This window comes from Mucilaginibacter ginsenosidivorax (genome assembly GCF_007971525.1).
Lineage (GTDB): Bacteria > Bacteroidota > Bacteroidia > Sphingobacteriales > Sphingobacteriaceae > Mucilaginibacter > Mucilaginibacter ginsenosidivorax.
Map to the genome: position 1 here is coordinate 2,673,666 of NZ_CP042437.1, position 21,654 is coordinate 2,695,319.

The following is a 21,654-nucleotide window of genomic DNA, read 5'->3' on the forward strand; positions in this document are numbered from 1 at the left end:
AGGTTACAAATGAGGCCGGAAACATATATTTCCGTTAAAATAAAATGGGGGGGGGGAAAATTAAGGCCGTGATATTATTCAAAATCTGCTGCAATGGTTGTTGATTTCCATTGTTCCAATTCTGCAGACATGGCGGCAAGCTTTTCTGAGGCCCGGTTATAGGCATCATTTCCCAGAAACAGATGTATTGGTGGCTCGGGACTTTCGGCCAGTTCAATAAATATCTCTGCGGCGCGACCGGGGTCGCCGGCCTGCTGCCCGTTCATGGATAGGTAACGATCCTGGGCGTTTCTTACGGCTTCATAACCTTCAATTTTGCTGGTAGTAAGGGCAAGTGAGTTTTTGGTTAAAAAGCCTGTACGGAAACCCGAAGGCTCGGCCACAGTAACCTTAATTCCAAATTCTTTTACATCCAACGCAATTACTTCCGAAAAAGCAGCCACAGCAGCTTTGGTAGCCGAATAAACCGACCAGCCAGGAGCACCCACAAGACCAGCCACCGAACCAATGTTTATAATGTAGCCTGATTTTTGACTACGCATTACCGGCAGTACCGCCCGCACCACATTTATGGTTGCCAGCACGTTAACACTAAAAATATTACGGATCTCCTGTTCGGCTATTTCTTCCACTGTTCCTGCCATTCCGTAGCCGGCATTGTTAACTACTACATCAATCCGCCCGAATGCTGCCAGTGTTTGCTGTATAGATTCATCAATACAATCCGGGTTATTCAAATCGACAGCCAGTGCAAGAAAACGCTCGCTGTCTACCAACCCAACGGCCTGGTTTAATGCCCTGGCATCGCGCGAACTTGCGGCAACGCGGTAGCCGCGATCAAGCAGCTTTTTTACCAAGGTTAACCCCAATCCCTGGGAGGCCCCGGTTACATACCATACTTTTGAAGTGTTCATGATATTATGCTTTTAAATGGTCAAAATATGCTGTGGTTTCTTCGATTACAGCCCCCATCAGTTCAGCGGCTTTTGTATGTTTCAGCACCGGCGCTATCTGCCCGCCCCAGAACAGGATCATATCCCATTTTTCCTGATCTATGGCAGCTTTCCGTAAATGCGACATAAACTGTGTTTGCAGCGGGAAGGGAAGAAAGCCGTTTTCCTTATGCACCAGCTCTTTTGCAATGCGGCTGGTTATGCCCCTGCCCAATCTACCGGTAAATGCCCGCGATAACGTGGTGTACTTAGCCGCATCCGAAAACAACATTTGCCGGTGAACGGCTGTAGCATTCGACTCATCCGTTGCCAGGAAGGCAGTACCAATTTGCACGGCATCTGCGCCAAGTGCTAACGCCGCGGCAACACCTTTTCCGTTGGCAATGCCACCTGCCGCTATAACCGGGGTTTTTACCTTTTCCTTAATCAGCTGAAGCAATACAAAAGTCCCTATGGTAGATGATTCTGCCGATGCCAGGAATGACGGCCGGTGTCCGCCGGCCTCAAAGCCCGAAGCGATAATCAAATCAACCCCGGCTGATTCCAGTACTATGGCTTCGTCAAGCGTAGTTGCCGCGCCTACGGTAACAATGCCCAGCCGGCGGCATTGTTCAAGGATATCGGCAGATGGGATGCCAAACATAAAGCTGAATACCGGCGGTCTTTGGTGCAGGATAACCTCTACCTGGTTTTCAAAACGTGATGTAAACACCGCAGGCTTTTGGGGCAGGGGAATTCCCAACTCATCAAAATAAGGTTTAAATAAAGTTTGAGACTGTTTAAACTGCTCGTCCGATACTGTACCATCCACGGCATCTGTATCCGAAACCCATAAATTAATATTGTAAGGCTTATTGGTTGCTGCTTTAATCTGCTTATCTACCTCAACTATCTCCTGCGGGCTTAACGTATAAGCCCCATAACCACCAAGCCCTCCGGCGTTAGATACCGTTGTTACCAGCTCAACAGATGACAAGTTGCCACCGAACGGCCCTTGCAGGATAGGATACTGAATGCCCAGTATTTGAGATGCTTTTGTTTGATACCACATAACTTTATAATTTATTCCGCCACATCGCTAATCATTTTATTAACGATCAGCCAGCGGTTATCTATTTTATGAAACGACAGGAACTCATCATAATTAAAATCGTACATTTTTACGTGTACCATGGCTAAGGCTATAGAGTTAACTACATTGATAGAAATAATTGTCCCCTTAAAAGGCTTGCCAGAATCTTTGGGGCTTTGGCGGTGAGCAACACCATCAAGGTACTCATCGAGCGTTTTGGCATATGGCTGACCTTTAACATCGCCGAACAATAAAGTGCCGGGATGGTAAATCGGCTTCAGGGTATTAATATTACCTTCATAGATACCCTTGAAGTAGTAATTTTCCAGCACCTGGGTGATGGCTGATGAATCTTGCTGATTAGTTTCCATTTTCTTTAAATTTTGTGCTTTTAATGCCAGCAATGTGCATGACAAAAAAGCTGTGAATAAAAGCGTTTTCAAATTAATTAAGATGGTGCCCGGCTCCCAAGCCACCATCTACGTTGATAATGGCACCGCTAATAAAGTTGCTCCTGGCAATCGTGTAAACCATTTCGGCAATGTCTTCCACTTCGCCAACGCGGTTTAGCAAATGTAAACCTGCAGTTTGGTCGGCATTTTCGCCGTGCATCGGGGTACGGATTGTGCCGGGCGCAACTGTATTTACCCTAATGTTATCTTTACCAAACTCGGCCGCCAGTTGGATAGTAAGTGCATGTATTGCGCCTTTTGATGCCATTTGTGCTGTAATGGGTACCCCGCCAAGGCTGTGGTTAACCAGGGGTGTACCAATATTGATAACTACGCCATCATGCTGTTCCCGCATTTGCGGAATAATGGCCTGGGTTGTAAAGTAAGTTCCTTTAAGGTTTGTATTCAAAAAGCGGTCAAGATAGGCTTCATCCACTTCAAGGAAGGGTTTGGTTTCAAAAATACCGGCATTGTTTACCAGTACATCGGCCGAACCAAATCTTTCAATGGCAGTTGCTAAAAGCTGTTCACCGGTTCTTTTATCACTTACATCGCCGGCCACCATGGCCAGATTTTCACCACCGCCCAATTCCTGGTAAACCTGCTCCAGCTTAGTGGCTGTTGATGAATTGATGATTACATTGTCGCCCTTTGCTAAAAAGTGGCGGGCTATTTCTTTACCGATACCAGATGAGGCGCCGGTAACTATTATGGTTTGCTTCTTCATTATCTTATTTTCTATCAGCGGTAATACCTTTTTCTCTTAACACAGATACCTGTTCTCCATTATGTCCCCAGTCGTCCAAATCATATTCCTGGATCACCACGAAGGTTAGTTGCGGGTCTTTATTCAACACATCACTCAACAGGTCGGTAACGCCTTTAATCAGTCTCTGTTTTTGTTCTCTTGTAACTCCTTCGCGGGTTACTTCAATTTTTACGTATGGCATGGCTTTAATTTTTATGCAAAAGCTGCTTATCAGGCAGCTTTTGCGGTTACAGTTACATTCAGTTCAAAATCATTATAAATCAAGGTGTCGCCCAGGTCTTTGAAGAAATTACCTGAACGGAATTTCATTGCATATTTAGTACGATCAATTACCAACCTGCCTGTTGCAGTAAGCTGACCATTGTTAACACTGACAGCGGCATCAAAACCAACAGGATGGGTGATGCCTTTAATGGTCAGGTCGCCCTCAACATGGTTGCCTGAAACTGAAGTGATATGCAAAGTTGCTTCGGGATATTTTTCAATTGAAAAAAAATCATCAGAAGCAAGGTGGCCTGCAAACTGCGCATTTGTTGCAGGGTCGGTTACATCCAATATTTTGATAGATGTGGTATCGATAGTGAATTTACCTCCGGCAAGTTTGCCGTCGTTTAAAATAAATTCACCTTCTTTAACGGCTATGGTACCATTGTGTGCCCCGGTTACCTTACGGCCCACCCAATCAATATTGCTTTGAGTGCTTACGATTTCAAATTTTTGAGTTTCCATTTTATTTGTGTTTTTAATTACACAACAAAGTACGGCAGGAAATTTCAGGGGCACGTGTGACCTACATCACATTTAAAATGAATAGATATTTATGTGATGTACATCACTTTCAGGTGTTATAAAGCCGGCTAAGGGTTTCTCTCGAGACGCCTAAGTATGCTGCAATCAGGTTTTTAGGGACAATATTATAAAGCTCAGGATAAAGCTTCAAAAGTTCTTCATACCTGTATTTCACATTGTTATTCATGAAAGATAAGAGCCTTTTTTGGGCAGCTACATATCCTTTATTAGTTCTCCATCTAAAAAAATGTTCGGCATTGTGGAGTTCATTGCATAACTTCTCCCTATCATCATTGCTTAGGGAAAGCACCTCCGTATCGGTAATACAATCTACATTGATGGTGGCCTTTGTATTATTATATAACGCGTTATAATCTGATGCCCACCAGGTGGGCATGGCAAATTGCAGGATAAACATTTTGAGATCATCGTTGATAAAGAAGGATTTTAAACAACCGGAGAGCACAAAATATTCGCAATCTACCTTATCACCTTCGGTAATAAGTGCCTGTCCTTTTTGAAAACGCTGTTGTTTAAAATGCGAAAAGAAATAGTCGAACTGCTCGTCGGTCAACGTGGCTATTTTAGCTACGTGAGCTTTTAATATTTCTTTGGCTTCCATTGGCAGTTATAACTGATACGCTGACAATTTAAAGTTAGGAATTAATTATAAATTCCTGGCCGGCGAGCAATATGAGGGCACCAAAAACATATCTTAAAAAGCACTTCCGCACTCCAGGCCGCCGATAACCGAGTTTTGGAATTACTCGATTTTCTTCTTATTCATAACTATAAAGCTTAATACGCTGAATGCCATATTCGCCCGTCGGGATCCTGAGGTGCCGGCCCTGGTGATCTTCATCACCGTTTAAACGACGGCCTGCCTGCCATTTACCGTTAACAAAAGTGCCCTCATCAACACTTTTTATCCCCGCCCGCTGCGCCTGATTTTTGGGTTTAAAACTTATTACCAGCCCGGTGCCGCCTACGTAAAACTCATCTTTTGATAAAGCGATGATGATGCCACCGGTTAGTGGCCAGGTAGTTTCTCTGGCGTTTGGCGACCAGCCCAAGGTTAAATCGTGTGCAACGGTTAGTATATAATCGCCCATTTCCAATTTAACCGTATCCGCAGCCTTACTTAACAATACCCCTTCCATCAAACCTTGTTTTTTGGCTTTGCTAAGCTCGCCCGATAATTGGTTAATAATATCATAGCATTTACCCAACGATTCTGTTTCGGGTTTTTTGCCGGATTCAATAGAAAAAGGAGAAAAACCTAAGGCCTTGTAGTGGCCAATTGCATAAAACGCTTTTGCATCCACCCCTTCTTCAAAGCGGTGTTCGGGAATCAGCAAAGCGTTGTCCGGCCGGGTATAACGGTCGTTCCAATACTTAAAATTAGGGTTATAAAAATCGGGCGAAAGCAGGTCAACGGCCGGAGCGGCAGATTTCCAAATATCAATTAAATGCGGTAACGGCCCTCCGCTTGGGTATTGCCCCGGTTGTTTGCCCGGCGCATTGAGGGCAGCGTTTACATACATTGGCAGCGGATAAACGGCTTTACCCGCCCTGGCTACTTCATTGGCATAGCTGGCAAAATACCAGGCTATAAACATTTCATCGGTAGCCGCGCTTTTACCAAAAACAGTCTCCCAATCACCTGCTTTTTTATAGCCATTGCCCTCCCAGGCCTTTTGAATTTCGGGCACCAGTTTATCCCGATGCAAAGTCAAATAATTGATTAGCTTTTCCGGAACGGCATCGCTAAAAGCTGCATCGGCCGGCTTTGAATGATCGCGGGCACTGGGCAGCATACCTATTTCATTTTCTACCTGTATCATTACTACCGTGTGTTGCCGGCTATCTGTTTGTTTTAAGTGCTGCATAAGCGCGGTAAAAGCTTTACAATCGGCTTTCAATGCATTTTCAGAAAACGGCGTAATGATTTCCTCAGATCGGCCTTCGCTGCTTTGCACACGCGGAAACCGTTTTTGATCTGTTTTAACCCATGCGGGTGCGTAACAACTCATACTGTTTTTCCAGGTGCCAAACCAAAGTAATACCAGTTTAATTTGATGTTCCCTGGCGCTCTTTATCAGGTAATCAACCAGCATAAAATCAAATGTACCTTCCTTTGGCTCCATTAATTCCCAATATACCGGGGCTATCAAGGTATTCAGGTGCATTTTTTTGAGTTTGGGCCAAATAGGTTCCATGTACGCTGTACTTGAAGCGCTTGAGTTTCCTAATTCTCCGCCTGTCATCAATAAGGGCTTACCATTCACCAGCAATTCGGCATTATCACCCCAATATTTAATTTGCGGCATTGCAGGGCTGCTGTTTTGCGCATTGGTTTCAAACGCCATCAAGCAACACCAAATAAATGCTAAAACAACTGATTTCATAACGGTTGATTTACTTTAATGCTTAATCCCAATGATAAAACAAACAGTACCTTTAACGCCCAAACATCAAATGCTCCTGTTACTTGCCAGTGTATGCCCACTGCAGTGCCTTAAGCATTGTAACCGGCTTACCCGATAAATGGGTAACATTGTCAATAATGATGTGCTTAAAAACAAGCTTTTGGTAATTACGCTCATCAAGTAAGGCAACCAGTTGCTTATTTGGCACTACCTGCCCCGGCGTTTCAAGCCCGCCTACCTCAATAAAAACATTTACAGGCAAGCTTTTATGTTTGGCAAAATAGCTTTTTTCGATATCGAAAACGCTGCCGTTATCATAACCTAAAGCCGGACTGCCAATAAGAATGTTTTTAAACAGGGATGGCTGCATAAACAAGGTATACGTGGCAAACAAGCCGCCCATAGAATAGCCATACAAGGTACGGTTAGCAGTATCTGTTTTTAAATCCACATCAATAGTGGGGATAAGCTCTTTTTCAATAAAAGCTAAAAAAGCAGGTGCCCCGCCACTTTCGGGTGTTGCAGGGTTTTTTGTCGGCGTAAAATCGCGATTACGTTTATTACCCGGCGTACCAATTAAACCGCCATCGCCAATGGCTACCAATATTGGTTCGGGAATATGGTACTCCGCCATCAAAAGTCCAAGATATTCCAGCGAAGGCGAAAAATCATTATCCCCGTCAACAACATACAATACCGGGAATTTTCGCTTTGCAGTATCATAACCTGCCGGGTAATGGATATAAATATCGTAGTTATTACCCGCCAGCTTGGAGTGCATCTGCAGATGATTGGAGTTGGGTATGGTAACCAGCCTTGCCTGCTGTGCAAAGCCATACCCGCACAGGATACAGCACAACAACAAAGTGATTGATATAAATTTGAGCGCTTTCATAGCCACAGGTTTACAAAAAAGGATCAATGAGTTTAATTGAACCATCTGCATTATGCTGTAGCTCCGTCACCTTTACATTACGCAGGTGGGTTTTGCCCGATATTTGGGTATCATGGTAAAATATATACCATTTGCCTTTTATTTCGATAATGGAGTGATGGGTAGTCCACCCTTGTACAGGCTTCATAAACACGCCTTTGTAGGTAAATGGTCCAAGCGGTTTATCTCCTATTGCGTAGCAAAGTAGGTGTGTATCGCCGGTTGAGTAGGTAAAGTAATATTTACCGTTGTATTTGTGCATCCATGAGCCTTCAAAAAACCGGCGGTCATGATCCTTAGTTAATAACGGTTTGCCAAGGCTATCTAAAATAACAACATCCTTTACCGCGCCATCAAAGCTTTTCATATCAGGTTTTAACAGGGCTACACGGCAGCTGATGGCCGGGGCATCTTCCTGCTTCGAATCTGTTTTTGAACCATCGGCCTCATATTTTCCGGTCGACCAGCGCTGTAATTGCCCGCCCCAAATACCGCCAAAATACATATAGGTTTTACCATCGGTATCGGTAAATACAGCCGGATCAATGCTGTAGCTCCCGGCAATGGGTTCGGGCTCTGCCTTAAACGGCCCCACCGGGCTGGCCGATGTAGCTACGCCGATATGGAAAACGTCTTTTTTATCCTTTACCGGGAAGTATAAATAATAGGTGCCATTTTTATAAGCAGCATCCGGCGCCCAAAGCTGGCGGCCGGCCCAGGGAATATCTTTAATATCAAACCCAACGCCGTTATCAGTAACCTTGCCGCCAATGCTATCCATCGAAAGTATATGATAATCCTTCATGGCAAAATGATCGCCATTGTCATTTTCGGGGATGCCTGCGTTGATGTCATGTGATGGATAAATATAAATTTTACCGTTAAACACATGTGCTGATGGATCGGCCGTGTAAATGGTGCTGATAAGCGGTTGCGAAAGGAATTTTACCTTTTTGCCGGTATCTGCTTTGCTGCTGTCTGCATCGGCCGTTTTTTTAGCGGGCGGGTCGCATGCACTTAACATGCCTGCGGCTATAAAAAGCGTAGTAATTAATTTTGCGGTGGTAAATTGCTTGCTCATTGGCGTTTGATTTATGGTGATGATTAATTGGTCATGTAATTGTTGCCCCCGATACCCGGCACGTAGTAAAACTTCATCTCTTTATAGTACGATAGCGGATGCTCCGGCTTAGGATATCCGGCCCCGACAGGCATTTTTGAAAAGGCTTGAAAATATAAAACGCAGGCATCGCGCCAGGTAGTGGCTTCCGTTAGCTGAACTTTCATCAGCTGCTGTACCTGGTTAAAACGTTCCACATCTATTTTGCCCTGCATTTTATCCCATATTAAACCCATTTGCTTAACTGAATCGGCACCCATATAATAGTGGTAAACCAACTCGTCCCATAATGACCTGCCCGAACGCATTTTATAGGTCCAGCTTAAATGGTGGAACCATAAAAGGTATTCATCGGGGCAGGTTTGCAGGTTTTCCCAATGCAATTGTACCGGCTGTGCATATTGTGATAGCGCATTGCTGCCTGTGCCGGTACGGTTAAACCCAATGCCGGCCGAATCGGCCTTGTGGTAATAAGTAGCATTCCAATCGGGCCGGCCTGCGTTATCAACCCATGGGCCGGGGCCATAATGGGTAGATACACCCATGATATGATGCAGCCCCAATGGTGTCATATAATTAACCGTATTCTCCCTTGATTGCAGCATGACTTTTTTTATGGATGATACAAAGCCAGCATCATTGGTAAAAGTCATTTTTAGCCAATCGCCTGCAATAGCTGATGATGATTGATCGGGGTTCCAGGCCATCCGCCCAAAGGCGTACCAGTTGGCCTGGGCAAAGGGATGCCCGCACCAGTTTAAATCTGTGCCAATATTGGCCACGCCGGCCATACCTGTTATTAGTTTTTTATTGAAACTACCCTGGAGGATACGCGATACGGTTGAGCCCTTACCAGCCGTATACGTGTCTGATTGCAGGGTTTCGGCAAATAACGGCGCTTCGTAAACCAAATGTGTCGAAAAGCCAAGGTACTCCTGCGTTAGCTGGAATTCCATCATCAATGCGGTATTGGGCATAGCGCCAAACAGCGGATGGAAAGGTTCCCTCGGCTGGAAATCAATCGGCCCGTTTTTTACCTGGATGATTACATTATCTTTAAATTTCCCATCAAAGGGCTTAAATTCATTATATGCCTGTTTCGACCGGTCGTCGGGCACATTATTATCGTATACAAAAGCCCTCCACATCACAATGCCATGGTGCGGGGCCAGCGCATCGGCCAGCATGTTGGCGCCATCGGCATGGGTGCGGCCATAGGTTTGGGGCCCAGGCTGACCTTCGGAATTTGCCTTCACTAAAAAACCACCAAAATCGGGAATGTAACGGTAGATTTCGTCGATCTTATCTGCCCACCATTTTCTCACATCGTCATTTAGCGGATCGGCTGTTTTCAGATGACCTAACTCTACCGGGCTGCTGAATTTTACCGATAGATAAAGTTTAATGCCATATACCCTGAAAACATTGGCCAGCGCCTGAATTTTAGTTAAATATTGAGGCGAGAGTATTAGCGCGTCGGCATTTACATTGTTGATAACCGAGCCGTTGATGCCTACAGAGGCATTGGCACGCGCATAATCAATATACCGCTGGTCTATAATACCAGGCAGCCTATGCCAGTTCCAGATAGATGAACCTGCATAGCCACGCTCTACAGTACGGTTCAGGTTATCCCAATGATCAAGTACCCGGTACATTATACGCGGGCGATCTGCTATATTAAGTTTGTTGATAGGCTGCCGGGTTTGCAGCAGCTTTAAAAAATTAAAAACACCATACAGCACACCCACATCGGTTTTGGCTGTAATCAGGATACATTTTTTTTGATTAATCAGCGCTGTTTTTATAAGATATCCCTGGTTGCCTATGCTGTCCGGAACGATAACAGCCAGTCCTTTTAAGGATTGCGTTGTACCAATGATGATTGTTTGCCCGCCTGTTATGCTTTTAGTATCGGCAGGATGCATCGATAACATACCCTCCAACCCTTTTATCAGTTCAGCTTTGGCTGCCTTTAGCTGATCAGATTCCGCCGGAAAAATCATATACTTCAATTGCTGTTTATAAACCGCTGCAGCCGGCCGGTCGGCTATTTTGTTATACTCAAGCCAAAGTTTATAGCCCTCATCGGCACATGCGTTATTTACCATACCCAATAAAAGCATGATCAATAAACACATGTTCTTTTTTACAAAATATTTGGCCATGGCGTTAATATTTCAGCATTGGTAAAGTTTTTTACCCGGTTATAAACACAATAAAATGATGTATTAAAGTTTATGAAAGCACACGTGTTATACATGCCCTATCCACAATGGTTTACAATGATTTAAGCTTAATGCAATCGATTGCAAATATATAAACCTTTAATTATATTTAGCAATTCAAAACCAATTATTCAATTATTATTAAAATCATTCGGGTATTTATACCTATTCATCAATGGGCTGGTAAAACGCTTACTAACATGCGTCGCCATAAATAAAAAGCGGCCCAACTAAACCCGCCCGGGATATGGGCCCTATGGTTAACGGGCAAAAGAACATCACCTTGTTTTTACCGGGCATTGCACGCAGGAGGTGGCCCCTCCATCTTACCACCTGCCCGCGTTTTACGAATTAGGCACTGCTCAACCGCTCACTTAATCAACCCAATCAACCACTCACTACACCTCCCTTTACCCCCATCTCTAAACCGCGCAATTCGGCAAGGCCTTTAAGCCTGCCGATTACTGAATAACCGGGATAAGTGCTGTAATTGAAATCGTCCAATAACTTATGGCCATGATCTGGCCGCATAGGGATAGCAGCATCTAATCTGCCTGCATTTTTACGGGCTATTTGTTCGCTAATGATAGCCTTCATCACTGCATACATATCTACACTGCCTGCCAAATGTTCGGCTTCGTAAAAACTGCCATCGGGCAGCCTCTGCACGCTGCGCAGGTGCAGGAAATGGATTTTACTACCCAATTCCCTTATAATACGTGGTATATCATTTTTACCGGAAGCGCCCAATGAGCCGGTACAAAGCGTAATGCCATTTGCTATTGACGGACAACAATTTACGATATCCGTCAAATCAGCCAACGTGGATGCAATACGGGGTAGCCCTAATATCGGGAATGGCGGATCGTCCGGATGAATGCACATTTTGATGCCTAAATTTTCTGCATGCGGAATAACGGCCCTTAAAAAGCAGAACAAGTTTTCTTTTAAAGTCGGGGCATCTATCTCACTATACTTGCGTAGGTGTTGTTTAAATTCGTTGATGCTAAAAACTTCATCGGTACCAGGCAGGCCAGCTAATATCGTATTAGTTAGCAGCAGCTTATTGCTACCCGTAAGGCTATCAAGGTAAAGCTTCGCTGCCTGTTGCTGTTCGGGGTTAAAATCATTAAATGCTCCCTCGCGTTCCAAAATATACAGATCAAATGCCGCCAAAGCCGTAGCGTTATACAGTAATGCCGATGCCCCATTGGCTAAGCGGTAATCAAGATGGGTACGCGTCCAATCGAGTACGGGCATAAAGTTGTAGCATACGGTTAGCATTCCTTCAGCTGCCAAATTGGTAAGGGTTTGCTTGTAGTTTTCAATATACCGGTCGCGGCCGGGGCTTCCGGTTTTGATACTTTCATGGATATTCACACTTTCAACAACAGCCCAGCTAAAGCCTTCTTTGTTGACCATTTCCCGCCTTTTCCTAACCTCCTGAACACTCCAAACATCACCGCAGGGCACCTGGTGTAGTGCCGTTACTATACCTTTAGCACCCGTTTGTTTTATCGCGCTTAAAGTAACAGCGTCATCGGGGCCAAACCATCTAAAGGTTTGTAGTAAATCTGGTATCATAGTATCTGATATTGGTATAATAAGGCCTAAATTTATGCAATCGATTGCCAAAAATTAGCTAAACAAGCATTTAATTTTTACATTTATCCATTAAATAATCCGTTGGCCATTTATGGTACGGTTGCACAGTTAGTTTTAAGCGCTTAATTAAACCCATGCCCGGCAGCGAAAAAGAGATTACCATTTACGATATAGCCAAAAAGCTTAATGTTTCGGCAGCTACAGTAAGCCGCGCGCTTCAGAATCATCTACGGGTAAACAAAAACACCAAAAAGATGATTGTTAAAGCCGCCGAAGAAATGGGCTACCGTTCCAACTCCTTTGCCAGCAACTTACGTCGCAAAAACAGCAACATCATTGGCGTAATTGTACCAAGGCTCAATAGCAGTTTTACATCTGATGTGATAGCGGGTATAGAGAAGGTAGTGAACGATAATGATTATAACCTCATCATCAGCCAATCATTGGAAACGATGAAAAAAGAAATTAATAACGCGAAGGCAATGCTAAATAACCGGGTTGATGGCCTGCTGGTTTCGTTGGCCTATGATACTATCAATGTTGAACATTTTGAACCGTTTATAAAACGCAGGATCCCGGTAATCTTCTTCGACCGGGTGGTTGAGCATGACCATTATCCTCAAATTTATATTGATAATTTTAAAGCAGCTTATGAAATTACCGGGCACCTTATTGAGCAGGGTTGCACACGGATAGTGCATATTACGGCCAACGTTTTAAGAAATGTTTATTCGGAAAGGCTACGGGGATATAAGGCCGCGCTGGAAAAACACGGTATTCAATTCGACGAAAGTTTGTTGTTTATTAATGATCTTAGCGCCAACGCATCGGCTATAACTGCCCAGGAAATACTAAAAATGAACCCGCTGCCCGATGGTTTATTCTGCGCTAACGACGCAAGTGCAGTAAGCTGTATACAAGTCCTCAAAAAAGCAGGGATAAAAATTCCCGGGGATATTGCCGTTGCGGGTTTCAACAACGACCCGGTATCGTGCGTAATTGAACCCAATTTAACCACCATTAACTACAAGGGATTTGAAATGGGCGAAGTTGCCGCCAATTTGCTCATCAATCATTTGGTAAACAAAAACGACCTGCAACAAACCCACAGCCTGATATTAAGATCGGAATTGATTATAAGGGAATCATCGGCAAGGGAAAAGTAAACAGGCAATTAAAAATAGAATCAAGAGGTTAGAGTCAAGAATCAAGACGGCCTCGCACTATGGATAGCAAATTATTTCTTGTCTTTGATCATCGCTTCAAAGTCTTAATTCCTGACTCTAACTTCTTGGCTCTTTTAACGGTAATATATCATAATGGAATCAAAAACTAAACTGGCTATAGTTACAGGAGGCGCGTCGGGCCTGGGTTTAGCCACGGCAAAAAAATTTATTGAACAAGGTATCAGGACAATTATTATTGGCCGTGATGAGCAGAAACTAGCTGCGGTAGCCCATGACCTTGGCGAACTTTGCAGTTATAAACCCTACGATTTAAGCCAGACCGCCGGGATACCGGCTTTAGTAGCATCAATTGTTCAGGAGTTTGGCGCACCCGATATCCTGGTGAATAACGCCGGCATCAACCATAAAAAGCCGTTCATCGAGGTTACCGACGACGATTTTCAGCAAATTATACAAACAAACCTGGTGGCCGTATTTGCACTGAGCCGCGAAGTTGTAAAAACTATGCTGGCTGAGGGCAGCGGCAGTATTGTTAACGTAAGTTCAATGGCGGCACAGTACGGCATCCCTTATGTAATAGCTTATACTGCATCAAAAACCGCTATTGAAGGCATGACCCGCGCCATGGCTACCGAGCTTTCGCCGCAGGGCATCCGGGTTAATTGCGTGGCTCCAGGCTTTATCGCTACAGATATGTCGGCAAAGGCATTGGATAATGATCCCGCCAGGAAACAAAAAGTTTTAGGTCGCACCCCCATGGGCAAACTGGGCGAACCTGCCGACATTGCCGAGGCTATTTATTATTTAGCCACAGATAGCGCCAAATATGTAACCGGCGTAATATTGCAGGTGGATGGCGGAAATTCGATTGGATTTTAAATAGTTTTAACATTCCTGATTTCGCCCCTATTCAAATTAGACATATGAGCCACATCTGCACCCAAATTCATAAACCTGCCCGATTGGCAGCAGGCTTATCATTTTTGCTGATCGGCTTTGATGTAAGCGGCAACATCAACCATTGGCGCAACCCAAATTTCCTTTTGGTGTTGTTTAAGGTAGTGTAGTAACTTACTGTGCGCTTCCAGGCTAACATTAAGATTATGCCCGCCCCCAACGCCATGAAATAAAAACACCAGCAACGTGCGAGACTGCATGGCCTGTTTAACCAGGTTAATTAAATAATCGGCAGATTGCCCGTTAATCATAAAACTATCAATGTTATCCAGGTTTACCTGTTTTAATGTCTGTAGTCCTGGGGCAACGCCACGTGCGCCTGCAAAATCGTTTTTAAGGTAATCGTAAAAATACTTATCGCCTATTTTAAGATCACCACAAGGGAATGCAAAAGTACGCGCCGTTTTGCCGTCAATCGCTTTAAGCAGGGTATTGGTTGCTTTTATTTCTTTAACGGCACGTTCAAGCGAGTATTTACCCAGGTCAGTTTCGGCGGTTACAAAACCGCGGCCCGGCAAACTGCCATCGCAGGGATGATACAGGGAATGATTGCCCAACTCGTGGCCCTGCGATGCCGCTTTTCGCCATTCTGCCATCCGGTTTACCACAACCGGCGACGAGCCGATAAGATAAAAAGTGCCTTTCAATTTAAGCGAATCGAGCGCGGGCAGCACGTTATCAAGGTCAACATCAATTGCGTCATCATAGGTTAATACAACTGCACACTGTTTATTATTCCACAAGGGCTTGTCCTGCGACCTTGAGGTTAGCGCAAGCAGTAGTAAAAAAAATAGGATGGCGTATTTGACTGGTTTCATTTAATATACCGTTTTTGATTTTATTATTTAGCTATGGGATTGCCGGCTTTCTCCTGCTCCATCATTTTTTTGGCCCAGGCAATAAAGTATTTTACGTTGGGGGCATCGGTATGGCCACCATCGTGCTGCCGCCAGGCCAATACGCCATCCAGCATACCGGTGTTTACCGGCGGCATTTTTTCTGTTTTGTAATCGTTTGATACACCTATGTCTTTTACGCCCAGTAATTTAAAAACCGCCCCGGCAGCAACGGTAGCCATATAACTCCCCTGCTGATCCAGCCATTTGGCGTCGCCCTGTTCGGGAATGCCATAGCTGATAAATGTAAGCCTCGGCGCGCAAAGCGCTATCAGTTCATGCGCATCTACGGGCAAGTCTTTTGCTGTTTTAGCTCCAAAAGTGGCCTCGCTGGCCCCGTATTTCATAAAGTTGCCTGCCATCCAATAATACTCGCCACCGGTTAAACTTTCAACCGCTTCGCCAAAATTGCGGCGGTGTAATTTGGCGCCACCCTCGCCAGACGAACCGATGAGGCCCATGGCAAAGCGCTGCTCAAAAGCAAGCGTCACCAAAGCGGCTTTGCCATAGCGCGATACCCCTTCAATGCCCACGTGTTTGGCATCAACGGTGGGTTCCGTCTCCAGGTAATCCAAAGCCCTTGCGGCGCCCCATGACCAGGCGCGTAAGGCACCCCAATCATCGGGTTTACGGGGCTGCCCTTTATTTACCAGGCCAATAATACCTTTGGTAAGCCCTTCGGCATTATCTGCCTGTATCGATGAAGGATCAATCAGCACATAGCCCCAGCCATTAGCTATCAGCTGCATGGCCGTAGGCGGATCGCCTTTTATTACCGGGAAGCCACCCGGCCCAAACGGCGATTGCTCTGCTACCGGGTTATAAGCGGGATATTGCTCAAAAATGGCTTTCAGTTCAGGGTGTTCTTTTACAAGTAACTCTTTCAAAGCACTGTTTATCTTTTCCAGGTCGGCCGGCGATGGTTGCGCCGGCGCCGGAAGCGCACTGCGGGCAAACATCATCAATACCGGAACCGGGCCCTTAGCATTAGCTGGCAGCACCAGCGTCATTTCAATATTTACATTGATTGACAGGCAAGCGGTATTATCAACATGACCTATCAGTTGTTTGGCTGTTACGGGATAAAAACCTACGCGTTCTTTATCGGTTACCTTTACCGTCCAGGTTACTTTGGGCACATTTGCCGGGATCCTGCCGTATACTTCACGTTCCATATCCTCTGCAATTTCGGGGCGGCGTAGCTTCCACCACATGTCGGCATTGGCTACTTTTTTACCATTTTTTAGGGTAAGGGCATCCGGCAAATCAGGGAAAGGGTTAGCTAAAGCCTCATTGTAGTTAGCGTGGTTGGGGGCATTTTCGTCGCCGCTTGGGCCGTTACGCAATGTTTTAATACCCAACTGTTTCATCATATTCTGATGATCCTGCTCGGCCGTAAAATTTACCGGGGCCGGGCTTTGCGCACTAACCATTACGGGTAATGCAAATAAAAAAAAGAAAATGACAGTTTTCATTTTTACGGTTTTTATAGCGAATTATGGTTTATCAGTACGGAAAGGCGATGCAGGCAAACCTTCTTTGTTATACAGGTTGGCCCCGTCGGGGTTATCGGCCCAGGCATACCTTACATATAATGGCGTTGATATCTTATCGCTCCATACCAGCACTTTATCGCCCTTAATAACGGCACTGGCCCAAACAAACTTTTTATCGGCACCGGCTATAGCAAATTGCGATAGTTCATCCCCATTTTTAGCAACAAGCCCGGTGCCTGTATACTTAAATGTCAGTTCAATTTTATTCCCATCTACCCGTGCCGATTGATAAACCGGACCGCAGGGGGTTATATTACTATCGCCATAAGCAACATTTTCGGCGGCTATGGCCAGGCGCTCACCTACCGTTTTTTTATTAAGCGGATGAATATCGTTCCACTCGCCGGCATCAATGGTTACTGCCATACCTGTACCCGGTAACGTAAGCGCCTTCAGTTGCCCCTCCCGTAATTCGGCCCAGTCACTTTCTGCTGGTGCATATTGCGCCTCGTTGAAATTAGGGAGCTGGGCATATACAAACGGAAGGTTTCCCTGTTGCCATTTATCGCGCCAGTCGGCAATAAGGGCTTTTAATAAAATGCCATATGCTTTTGCGCTATTGACGCTACTTTCGCCCTGGTACCAGGCCATGCCTTTAATTGTGTATTTAATAACCGGCGCAACCATGGTATTATAAAGGCCGGTTGGTTCACTTTGGGCAATAAATTCGGCAACGGGCTTAACCGGCTCAAACACCTGCCCTACTTTATACTGCCAATCGCCGCGCAGGTCGATCGTGTCACTTGCTACGCTCAGGTAATATCTTTTATCGGGCACAAAACCGCCTTTGTCCGCGGTATTTACCACCCGCACAATTATTACATTTTTACCCGGCTTCAACAAACCCGCCGGCACATTATAACGCCGTGGCGGATACTGGTAGGTAATGCTGCCTACAAGCCTGCCGTTAACATAAGTCTGATCGGCATCAATTATCCTCCCTAAAAACAATTTAGCTGCTTTGCCTTCAAAAGATGCAGGAAGGTTAACTTCTTTCCGAAACCAAACCACGCCATTAAGGCCTTTAACGCCCTGGTCGGCCCAGTAACCGGGGAGCCAGTAATGGTGCCAGTTATGCGGCACATAGGCGGTATCGTACCATGGTTTAATTCCTGTTAAGCCCTTATCAATTCCTAAGGGGGATGTATTCAGCGGGTTATTAGGCGGCAAATGCTTTTTTAAAACGCTATCTATAAAAGCGGCATCGCCAAATTGCTTTACCCTTTCATAATAGGGTTTGATATTCATGAGTCCTTGTTCACTAATCCAGGCTTCTATGGGAGTTCCCCCTACACTTGCGTTAATGATACCTATTGGCACATGGTATTTTTGATAAAGCCGTTTGGCAAAAAACCACGATGTGGCGCCAAAACCCAACACCGTTTCGGGACTTGCCTTCACCCATTTACCCGGTTGTAGATCGGTATGCTGTTTGGCTACATCGGCCTCGGTTTTTACAAAAAAGTTCCTGATTTGCGGGTAACTGGCAGTAGCTATCTCATCGGGGTATTTTTCCTTTACCCGCTCCATTTGTAAAGCCATATTCGATTGGCCCGAACAAAACCAAACATCGCCAACTAAAATATCGCTGATGGTGATGCGATTGCTGCCTTGTATATCCATTGTATAAGGCCCGCCCGCAGGCATTGCCGGTAAAACCATTTTCCATGAACCATTTTTATCAGTTACCGTACGGAAAGCCTTGTGCTGAAACTGAATGCTGATTTTTTCGCCCGCATCCGCCCATCCCCAGATATTCACATGGGTATTGCGCTGCAGCACCATGCCGTTTGCAACCAGCTGCGGCAGCCGCACCAAAGCATAAGTAGGCATTATAAAACTGGTGCACAGCGCGATAAGCAATAGCTTCACTGATTTCATAATTTGCTGGAACTTTTTGTCTGGAGGTTTACTATTACGAAGTAACAAATAAAAAAAGATTTGTGCAATCGATTGCACAAATCTTTTTCAAAAACAACATACATATTAATACATGATGATTTGTAGGTAGGCTGGCAATAGCGGCAGGCATTGGCCTTAACGGCACTTGATGCGGCTACCTGTTTGTAGAAACCGGTGATTAATATGAATATGACTTTACCGGAAGGTTTATATCTCCCTTACATCAGCAGCACCAACCCAGCCTTCGTTGCCATTGGCCAGTTTAATTTTTACCCAGCTGGCGTTTTTATCAAGAATATTAACCTTGGTACCCTCGTGCAGTACAAAGCCATTTTTTGCGGTGTTGGATGGTGCGTTTTTAACGTTTACCGACGAATTAAAGATAATACCATCATGATGGGCATCAAAGTAGGCCGCCTGCCTGCCCGAAATAAAAATAGTGCCGATACCCAGCAACAACATCAAGATAGCCGAGTAAAACGATATCTTTTTCACGATCACAGAGCCCGAAAACCTGTAAAGGATAAGTAAGCATGAAGCTCCTATAAAAAGCAGCACACTGAAAACTGCAAGCGTATTGGCCGGTAAAGCAAGTATAAAGCCAGTCCACCATTTGGTGATAAAAAATTCGGGAGCTCCTTCAATTTTATCGGTAGTTTTTGAATTGGCAAACTGAATGTTTATACGGATGTCTTCATCGCCCGGCGATAGCCGGTGTGCTTTTTCATAGTATAACAGGGCCGGCGCTATATCGCCATTTTTGTAATAGGCATTACCCAAATTAAAGTAAAGGCTGGCCGATTGATAGCCATCATCAACCATTTTTTGATAGGTTGCCGCGGCTTCTTTATAATTGGCCTTTTGGTACAGGCTATTGCCTTTTTTAAACAGGGCCGGGCCTGCATCATTGCTAAAAGCAAGCAATGGCGCTACAATCAACAGCAACAGGTATATCAGGCGCTTTAGCATGTTATATTTTATCTTCAATGTTATTGATCATATTTTTTGCCTTATCAAAAACCTCCTGTTCCGATATGCCCGAAACCGGGGCAAAGCGGGCCATATCGCAAAGGTCTAATGTTTCCAGCAATTCGTTTATAGTTGGCTCGTCCAATTCCCGGGCCTTTAGTTCGGTAGCTATTTTTTCGCGGTTTAGGTCGGCAGCGGCAATATTCAGCTTGTCGCTTAAGTAACCGTATAGCCCTTTAAACACATTTTCATAAAATACCGGCTTATTATTTGCCGTTAGCTGCGCTTTTGCGCTGGCCAGGTGTTTGGCGGCAATTTTACCTGCCTTGCGGCTTTTTACCTTCACCACATCGCTGTTGTTCATTTCATATACTTTGCCGTAAACTAACGCACCAACAAACAGCAGCGGGCCCAGCAGCAGCAGGAAATAGTACAATCCCGACCCATAAAAACCTTCTTCATCTTTACTGATATCGCTTCCATCCGTTTTAATGTAGCGGATATCTTTATTCAATAGCTTAACATCCTGTTTATCGGCACCAAGAGAGGTAACGTTACTTTCGGTTGCACCCTTGGCCACATTAATGGTAAAGCCTTTGGTTTGCTGACTTACATATTTGCCTGCCGATAAATCATAGTACGAAAACTTGATAGGGTCGATGTTGAATTTGCCGCCATGGCGTGGTATCAACAGGTAAGTGTACACACGGGTACCCGACTCGCCGGTTTCATTATCGGTTATGGTATCAGTTACCTTCGGGTCGTACTTATCAAAATCAAGCGGAAACTCAGGTGCCATCGGCTTCAGCAGCTTCAGGTTGCCTTTACCCTTCAGGGTAATTTTGTAGTTAAGCGGCTCATTGGCCTTCAGGTCGGTTTTATCCACCGATGTAGTTACCGAAAAGCGACCAACCGCGCCGCTAAAGCTGGCAGGCTTACCACTTTCGGGCAATGGTTTTACGTGGATAACCACGGGGCTGCTTTTTATTTTATACTTAACATCATTATAGCTGCCTCCTCCAAAAAAGTTATCAAAAGGATCGGCCGATTGTACGGTTTCGCGCACAATAAAATCCATGATCATCGGGTCGATGGTGATATTGCCCGCACGCTCGGGAAAAAGAATGTTTTGCTTTATTTCGGTTACGTTGTACTTTATACCCTTTATGGTTTCAATACGCCATTGAACAGCATTAGGGTTATTAAGGCTTTTAATTTCCTGGCTATAAAAACCATTCTGGTCCGACATTTTTTCCAGTTCGCTGCCAACCAGCGCCACCCTGGTGTAAAGGCGGTAGCTTAAAGTGAGTTGCTCGCCTATGTAGGCACTGGTTTTATTTACATCGGCCCTTATAAAAAGATCCCGGTTGATATCTTTTGAGTGGCCGGCCACAATGCCCTGGCCTTGCACCTGCTGCTGTTGTTGCTGTTGCCTGGCTGCATTGGCCTGCGCTGCTGATGTGCCCTTTACAACTTTAATTTTAATTGGACTGGTGCTTAGCTGCTTACCGTTTACTACAATTGTTGCCGCACCTATAGTGTAGGTGCCTTCTTTAACGGCAACAAGGTCATAGCTGTAAGCCATGCTTGATGATGAAGCACCGTTGATTACGGTCATACTCTGGGAAACATTTGGCCCCGATTCCACCAAAAAGCCATTAAAGTTTGGCGGTACAAACCTTTCGCCATTGCTGTTTATGGTAAATGTAACCTCGAATTGCTCGGTAGTGCCCACTTCGGTTTTATTAACAGAGGCGGTGAATTTTACACCCTGCGCAAAAAGCACGGTTGTACAAAACAGCAAGAGCAACAATATGTAGTACTTTAACTTCATGT

19 protein-coding genes are annotated in these 21,654 nt (G+C 44.9%); 2 read left to right on the plus strand and 17 right to left on the minus strand.

Features of this window, described 5'->3' with window-relative positions; genetic code table 11:
• Window positions 1–74: 74 nt before the first annotated feature.
• The 12 genes from FSB76_RS11065 to uxuA all read right to left on the minus strand — a co-directional run bounded on the left by FSB76_RS11065 (window position 75) and on the right by uxuA (window position 12,330).
• Window positions 75–914: an SDR family NAD(P)-dependent oxidoreductase gene (locus tag FSB76_RS11065; RefSeq protein WP_147053633.1), complete on the minus strand. Its 840-nt coding sequence runs from the start codon at window positions 912–914 to the stop codon at window positions 75–77.
• Between the two features lie 4 nt (window positions 915–918).
• On the minus strand, window positions 919–2,004 hold the full coding sequence (locus FSB76_RS11070; protein WP_147053634.1) for an NAD(P)H-dependent flavin oxidoreductase: 1,086 nt from the start codon (window positions 2,002–2,004) through the stop codon (window positions 919–921).
• A gap of 11 nt (window positions 2,005–2,015) precedes the next feature.
• Complete coding sequence (locus FSB76_RS11075; protein ID WP_225976484.1) at window positions 2,016–2,396, minus strand: nuclear transport factor 2 family protein; 381 nt, start codon at window positions 2,394–2,396, stop codon at window positions 2,016–2,018.
• A 73-nt stretch (window positions 2,397–2,469) separates the two neighbouring features.
• Window positions 2,470–3,204, minus strand: a complete 735-nt coding sequence (locus FSB76_RS11080) for an SDR family NAD(P)-dependent oxidoreductase (RefSeq protein WP_147053636.1) — start codon at window positions 3,202–3,204, stop codon at window positions 2,470–2,472.
• Between the two features lie 4 nt (window positions 3,205–3,208).
• A complete protein-coding gene (locus FSB76_RS11085; protein WP_147053637.1) occupies window positions 3,209–3,427 on the minus strand; it encodes a tautomerase family protein in 219 nt (72 codons plus the stop codon).
• A 29-nt stretch (window positions 3,428–3,456) separates the two neighbouring features.
• Window positions 3,457–3,975 (minus strand): YceI family protein, encoded by a 519-nt coding sequence (locus FSB76_RS11090; protein WP_147053638.1) that lies wholly within the window; start codon window positions 3,973–3,975, stop codon window positions 3,457–3,459.
• Between the two features lie 109 nt (window positions 3,976–4,084).
• Window positions 4,085–4,657: a Crp/Fnr family transcriptional regulator gene (locus FSB76_RS11095; RefSeq protein WP_147053639.1), complete on the minus strand. Its 573-nt coding sequence runs from the start codon at window positions 4,655–4,657 to the stop codon at window positions 4,085–4,087.
• Window positions 4,658–4,814: 157 nt separating this feature from the next.
• Window positions 4,815–6,443, minus strand: a complete 1,629-nt coding sequence (locus FSB76_RS11100; RefSeq protein ID WP_147053640.1) for a GH35 family beta-galactosidase — start codon at window positions 6,441–6,443, stop codon at window positions 4,815–4,817.
• A 79-nt stretch (window positions 6,444–6,522) separates the two neighbouring features.
• On the minus strand, window positions 6,523–7,359 hold the full coding sequence (locus FSB76_RS11105) for an alpha/beta hydrolase (protein ID WP_158642880.1): 837 nt from the start codon (window positions 7,357–7,359) through the stop codon (window positions 6,523–6,525).
• 10 nt (window positions 7,360–7,369) lie between these two features.
• Window positions 7,370–8,479 carry a glycoside hydrolase family 43 protein gene (locus tag FSB76_RS11110; protein ID WP_147053642.1) on the minus strand — a complete coding sequence of 370 codons (1,110 nt, stop codon included), beginning with the start codon at window positions 8,477–8,479 and terminating at the stop codon, window positions 7,370–7,372.
• Window positions 8,480–8,502: 23 nt separating this feature from the next.
• Window positions 8,503–10,686, minus strand: a complete 2,184-nt coding sequence (locus FSB76_RS11115; RefSeq protein WP_225976485.1) for an alpha-glucuronidase family glycosyl hydrolase — start codon at window positions 10,684–10,686, stop codon at window positions 8,503–8,505.
• A 447-nt stretch (window positions 10,687–11,133) separates the two neighbouring features.
• Window positions 11,134–12,330 (minus strand): mannonate dehydratase, encoded by a 1,197-nt coding sequence (uxuA, locus tag FSB76_RS11120; protein WP_147053643.1) that lies wholly within the window; start codon window positions 12,328–12,330, stop codon window positions 11,134–11,136.
• A gap of 155 nt (window positions 12,331–12,485) precedes the next feature.
• Between uxuA and FSB76_RS11125 the strand changes: the two genes are divergently transcribed.
• Together FSB76_RS11125 and FSB76_RS11130 are read left to right on the plus strand one after the other, a co-directional pair.
• Entirely contained in the window at window positions 12,486–13,517 is a 1,032-nt protein-coding gene (locus FSB76_RS11125) for a LacI family DNA-binding transcriptional regulator (protein ID WP_147053644.1), read from the plus strand.
• A 153-nt stretch (window positions 13,518–13,670) separates the two neighbouring features.
• Window positions 13,671–14,417 (plus strand): SDR family NAD(P)-dependent oxidoreductase, encoded by a 747-nt coding sequence (locus FSB76_RS11130; RefSeq protein WP_147053645.1) that lies wholly within the window; start codon window positions 13,671–13,673, stop codon window positions 14,415–14,417.
• 98 nt (window positions 14,418–14,515) lie between these two features.
• On the opposite strand, the gene FSB76_RS11135 is transcribed toward FSB76_RS11130, so the two are convergent.
• The 5 genes from FSB76_RS11135 to FSB76_RS11155 all read right to left on the minus strand — a co-directional run bounded on the left by FSB76_RS11135 (window position 14,516) and on the right by FSB76_RS11155 (window position 21,652).
• Window positions 14,516–15,313 carry a polysaccharide deacetylase family protein gene (locus tag FSB76_RS11135; protein ID WP_147053646.1) on the minus strand — a complete coding sequence of 266 codons (798 nt, stop codon included), beginning with the start codon at window positions 15,311–15,313 and terminating at the stop codon, window positions 14,516–14,518.
• A gap of 23 nt (window positions 15,314–15,336) precedes the next feature.
• Window positions 15,337–16,866, minus strand: a complete 1,530-nt coding sequence (locus FSB76_RS11140) for a glucuronyl esterase domain-containing protein (RefSeq protein ID WP_147053647.1) — start codon at window positions 16,864–16,866, stop codon at window positions 15,337–15,339.
• A gap of 21 nt (window positions 16,867–16,887) precedes the next feature.
• A complete protein-coding gene (locus FSB76_RS11145) occupies window positions 16,888–18,828 on the minus strand; it encodes a sialate O-acetylesterase (protein WP_147053648.1) in 1,941 nt (646 codons plus the stop codon).
• A gap of 228 nt (window positions 18,829–19,056) precedes the next feature.
• On the minus strand, window positions 19,057–19,818 hold the full coding sequence (locus tag FSB76_RS11150; RefSeq protein ID WP_225976486.1) for a tetratricopeptide repeat protein: 762 nt from the start codon (window positions 19,816–19,818) through the stop codon (window positions 19,057–19,059).
• Window position 19,819: 1 nt separating this feature from the next.
• Window positions 19,820–21,652 carry a BatD family protein gene (locus FSB76_RS11155; RefSeq protein WP_147053649.1) on the minus strand — a complete coding sequence of 611 codons (1,833 nt, stop codon included), beginning with the start codon at window positions 21,650–21,652 and terminating at the stop codon, window positions 19,820–19,822.
• Window positions 21,653–21,654 lie beyond the last annotated feature (2 nt).

What these genes read in the sequence shown, in the direction of transcription:
- FSB76_RS11155 (WP_147053649.1), bottom strand. Translation starts at nt 21,652, where the DNA reads ATGAAGTTAAAGTACTACATATTGTTGCTCTTGCTGTTTTGTACAACC.
- FSB76_RS11070 (WP_147053634.1), bottom strand. Translation starts at nt 2,004, where the DNA reads ATGTGGTATCAAACAAAAGCATCTCAAATACTGGGCATTCAGTATCCT.
- FSB76_RS11145 (WP_147053648.1), bottom strand. Translation starts at nt 18,828, where the DNA reads ATGAAATCAGTGAAGCTATTGCTTATCGCGCTGTGCACCAGTTTTATA.
- FSB76_RS11065 (WP_147053633.1), bottom strand. Translation starts at nt 914, where the DNA reads ATGAACACTTCAAAAGTATGGTATGTAACCGGGGCCTCCCAGGGATTG.
- FSB76_RS11100 (WP_147053640.1), bottom strand. Translation starts at nt 6,443, where the DNA reads ATGAAATCAGTTGTTTTAGCATTTATTTGGTGTTGCTTGATGGCGTTT.
- uxuA (WP_147053643.1), bottom strand. Translation starts at nt 12,330, where the DNA reads ATGATACCAGATTTACTACAAACCTTTAGATGGTTTGGCCCCGATGAC.
- FSB76_RS11125 (WP_147053644.1), top strand. Translation starts at nt 12,486, where the DNA reads ATGCCCGGCAGCGAAAAAGAGATTACCATTTACGATATAGCCAAAAAG.
- FSB76_RS11140 (WP_147053647.1), bottom strand. Translation starts at nt 16,866, where the DNA reads ATGAAAACTGTCATTTTCTTTTTTTTATTTGCATTACCCGTAATGGTT.
- FSB76_RS11095 (WP_147053639.1), bottom strand. Translation starts at nt 4,657, where the DNA reads ATGGAAGCCAAAGAAATATTAAAAGCTCACGTAGCTAAAATAGCCACG.
- FSB76_RS11130 (WP_147053645.1), top strand. Translation starts at nt 13,671, where the DNA reads ATGGAATCAAAAACTAAACTGGCTATAGTTACAGGAGGCGCGTCGGGC.
- FSB76_RS11110 (WP_147053642.1), bottom strand. Translation starts at nt 8,479, where the DNA reads ATGAGCAAGCAATTTACCACCGCAAAATTAATTACTACGCTTTTTATA.
- FSB76_RS11085 (WP_147053637.1), bottom strand. Translation starts at nt 3,427, where the DNA reads ATGCCATACGTAAAAATTGAAGTAACCCGCGAAGGAGTTACAAGAGAA.
- FSB76_RS11135 (WP_147053646.1), bottom strand. Translation starts at nt 15,313, where the DNA reads ATGAAACCAGTCAAATACGCCATCCTATTTTTTTTACTACTGCTTGCG.
- FSB76_RS11115 (WP_225976485.1), bottom strand. Translation starts at nt 10,686, where the DNA reads ATGGCCAAATATTTTGTAAAAAAGAACATGTGTTTATTGATCATGCTT.
- FSB76_RS11150 (WP_225976486.1), bottom strand. Translation starts at nt 19,818, where the DNA reads ATGCTAAAGCGCCTGATATACCTGTTGCTGTTGATTGTAGCGCCATTG.
- FSB76_RS11105 (WP_158642880.1), bottom strand. Translation starts at nt 7,359, where the DNA reads ATGAAAGCGCTCAAATTTATATCAATCACTTTGTTGTTGTGCTGTATC.
- FSB76_RS11090 (WP_147053638.1), bottom strand. Translation starts at nt 3,975, where the DNA reads ATGGAAACTCAAAAATTTGAAATCGTAAGCACTCAAAGCAATATTGAT.
- FSB76_RS11080 (WP_147053636.1), bottom strand. Translation starts at nt 3,204, where the DNA reads ATGAAGAAGCAAACCATAATAGTTACCGGCGCCTCATCTGGTATCGGT.
- FSB76_RS11075 (WP_225976484.1), bottom strand. Translation starts at nt 2,396, where the DNA reads ATGGAAACTAATCAGCAAGATTCATCAGCCATCACCCAGGTGCTGGAA.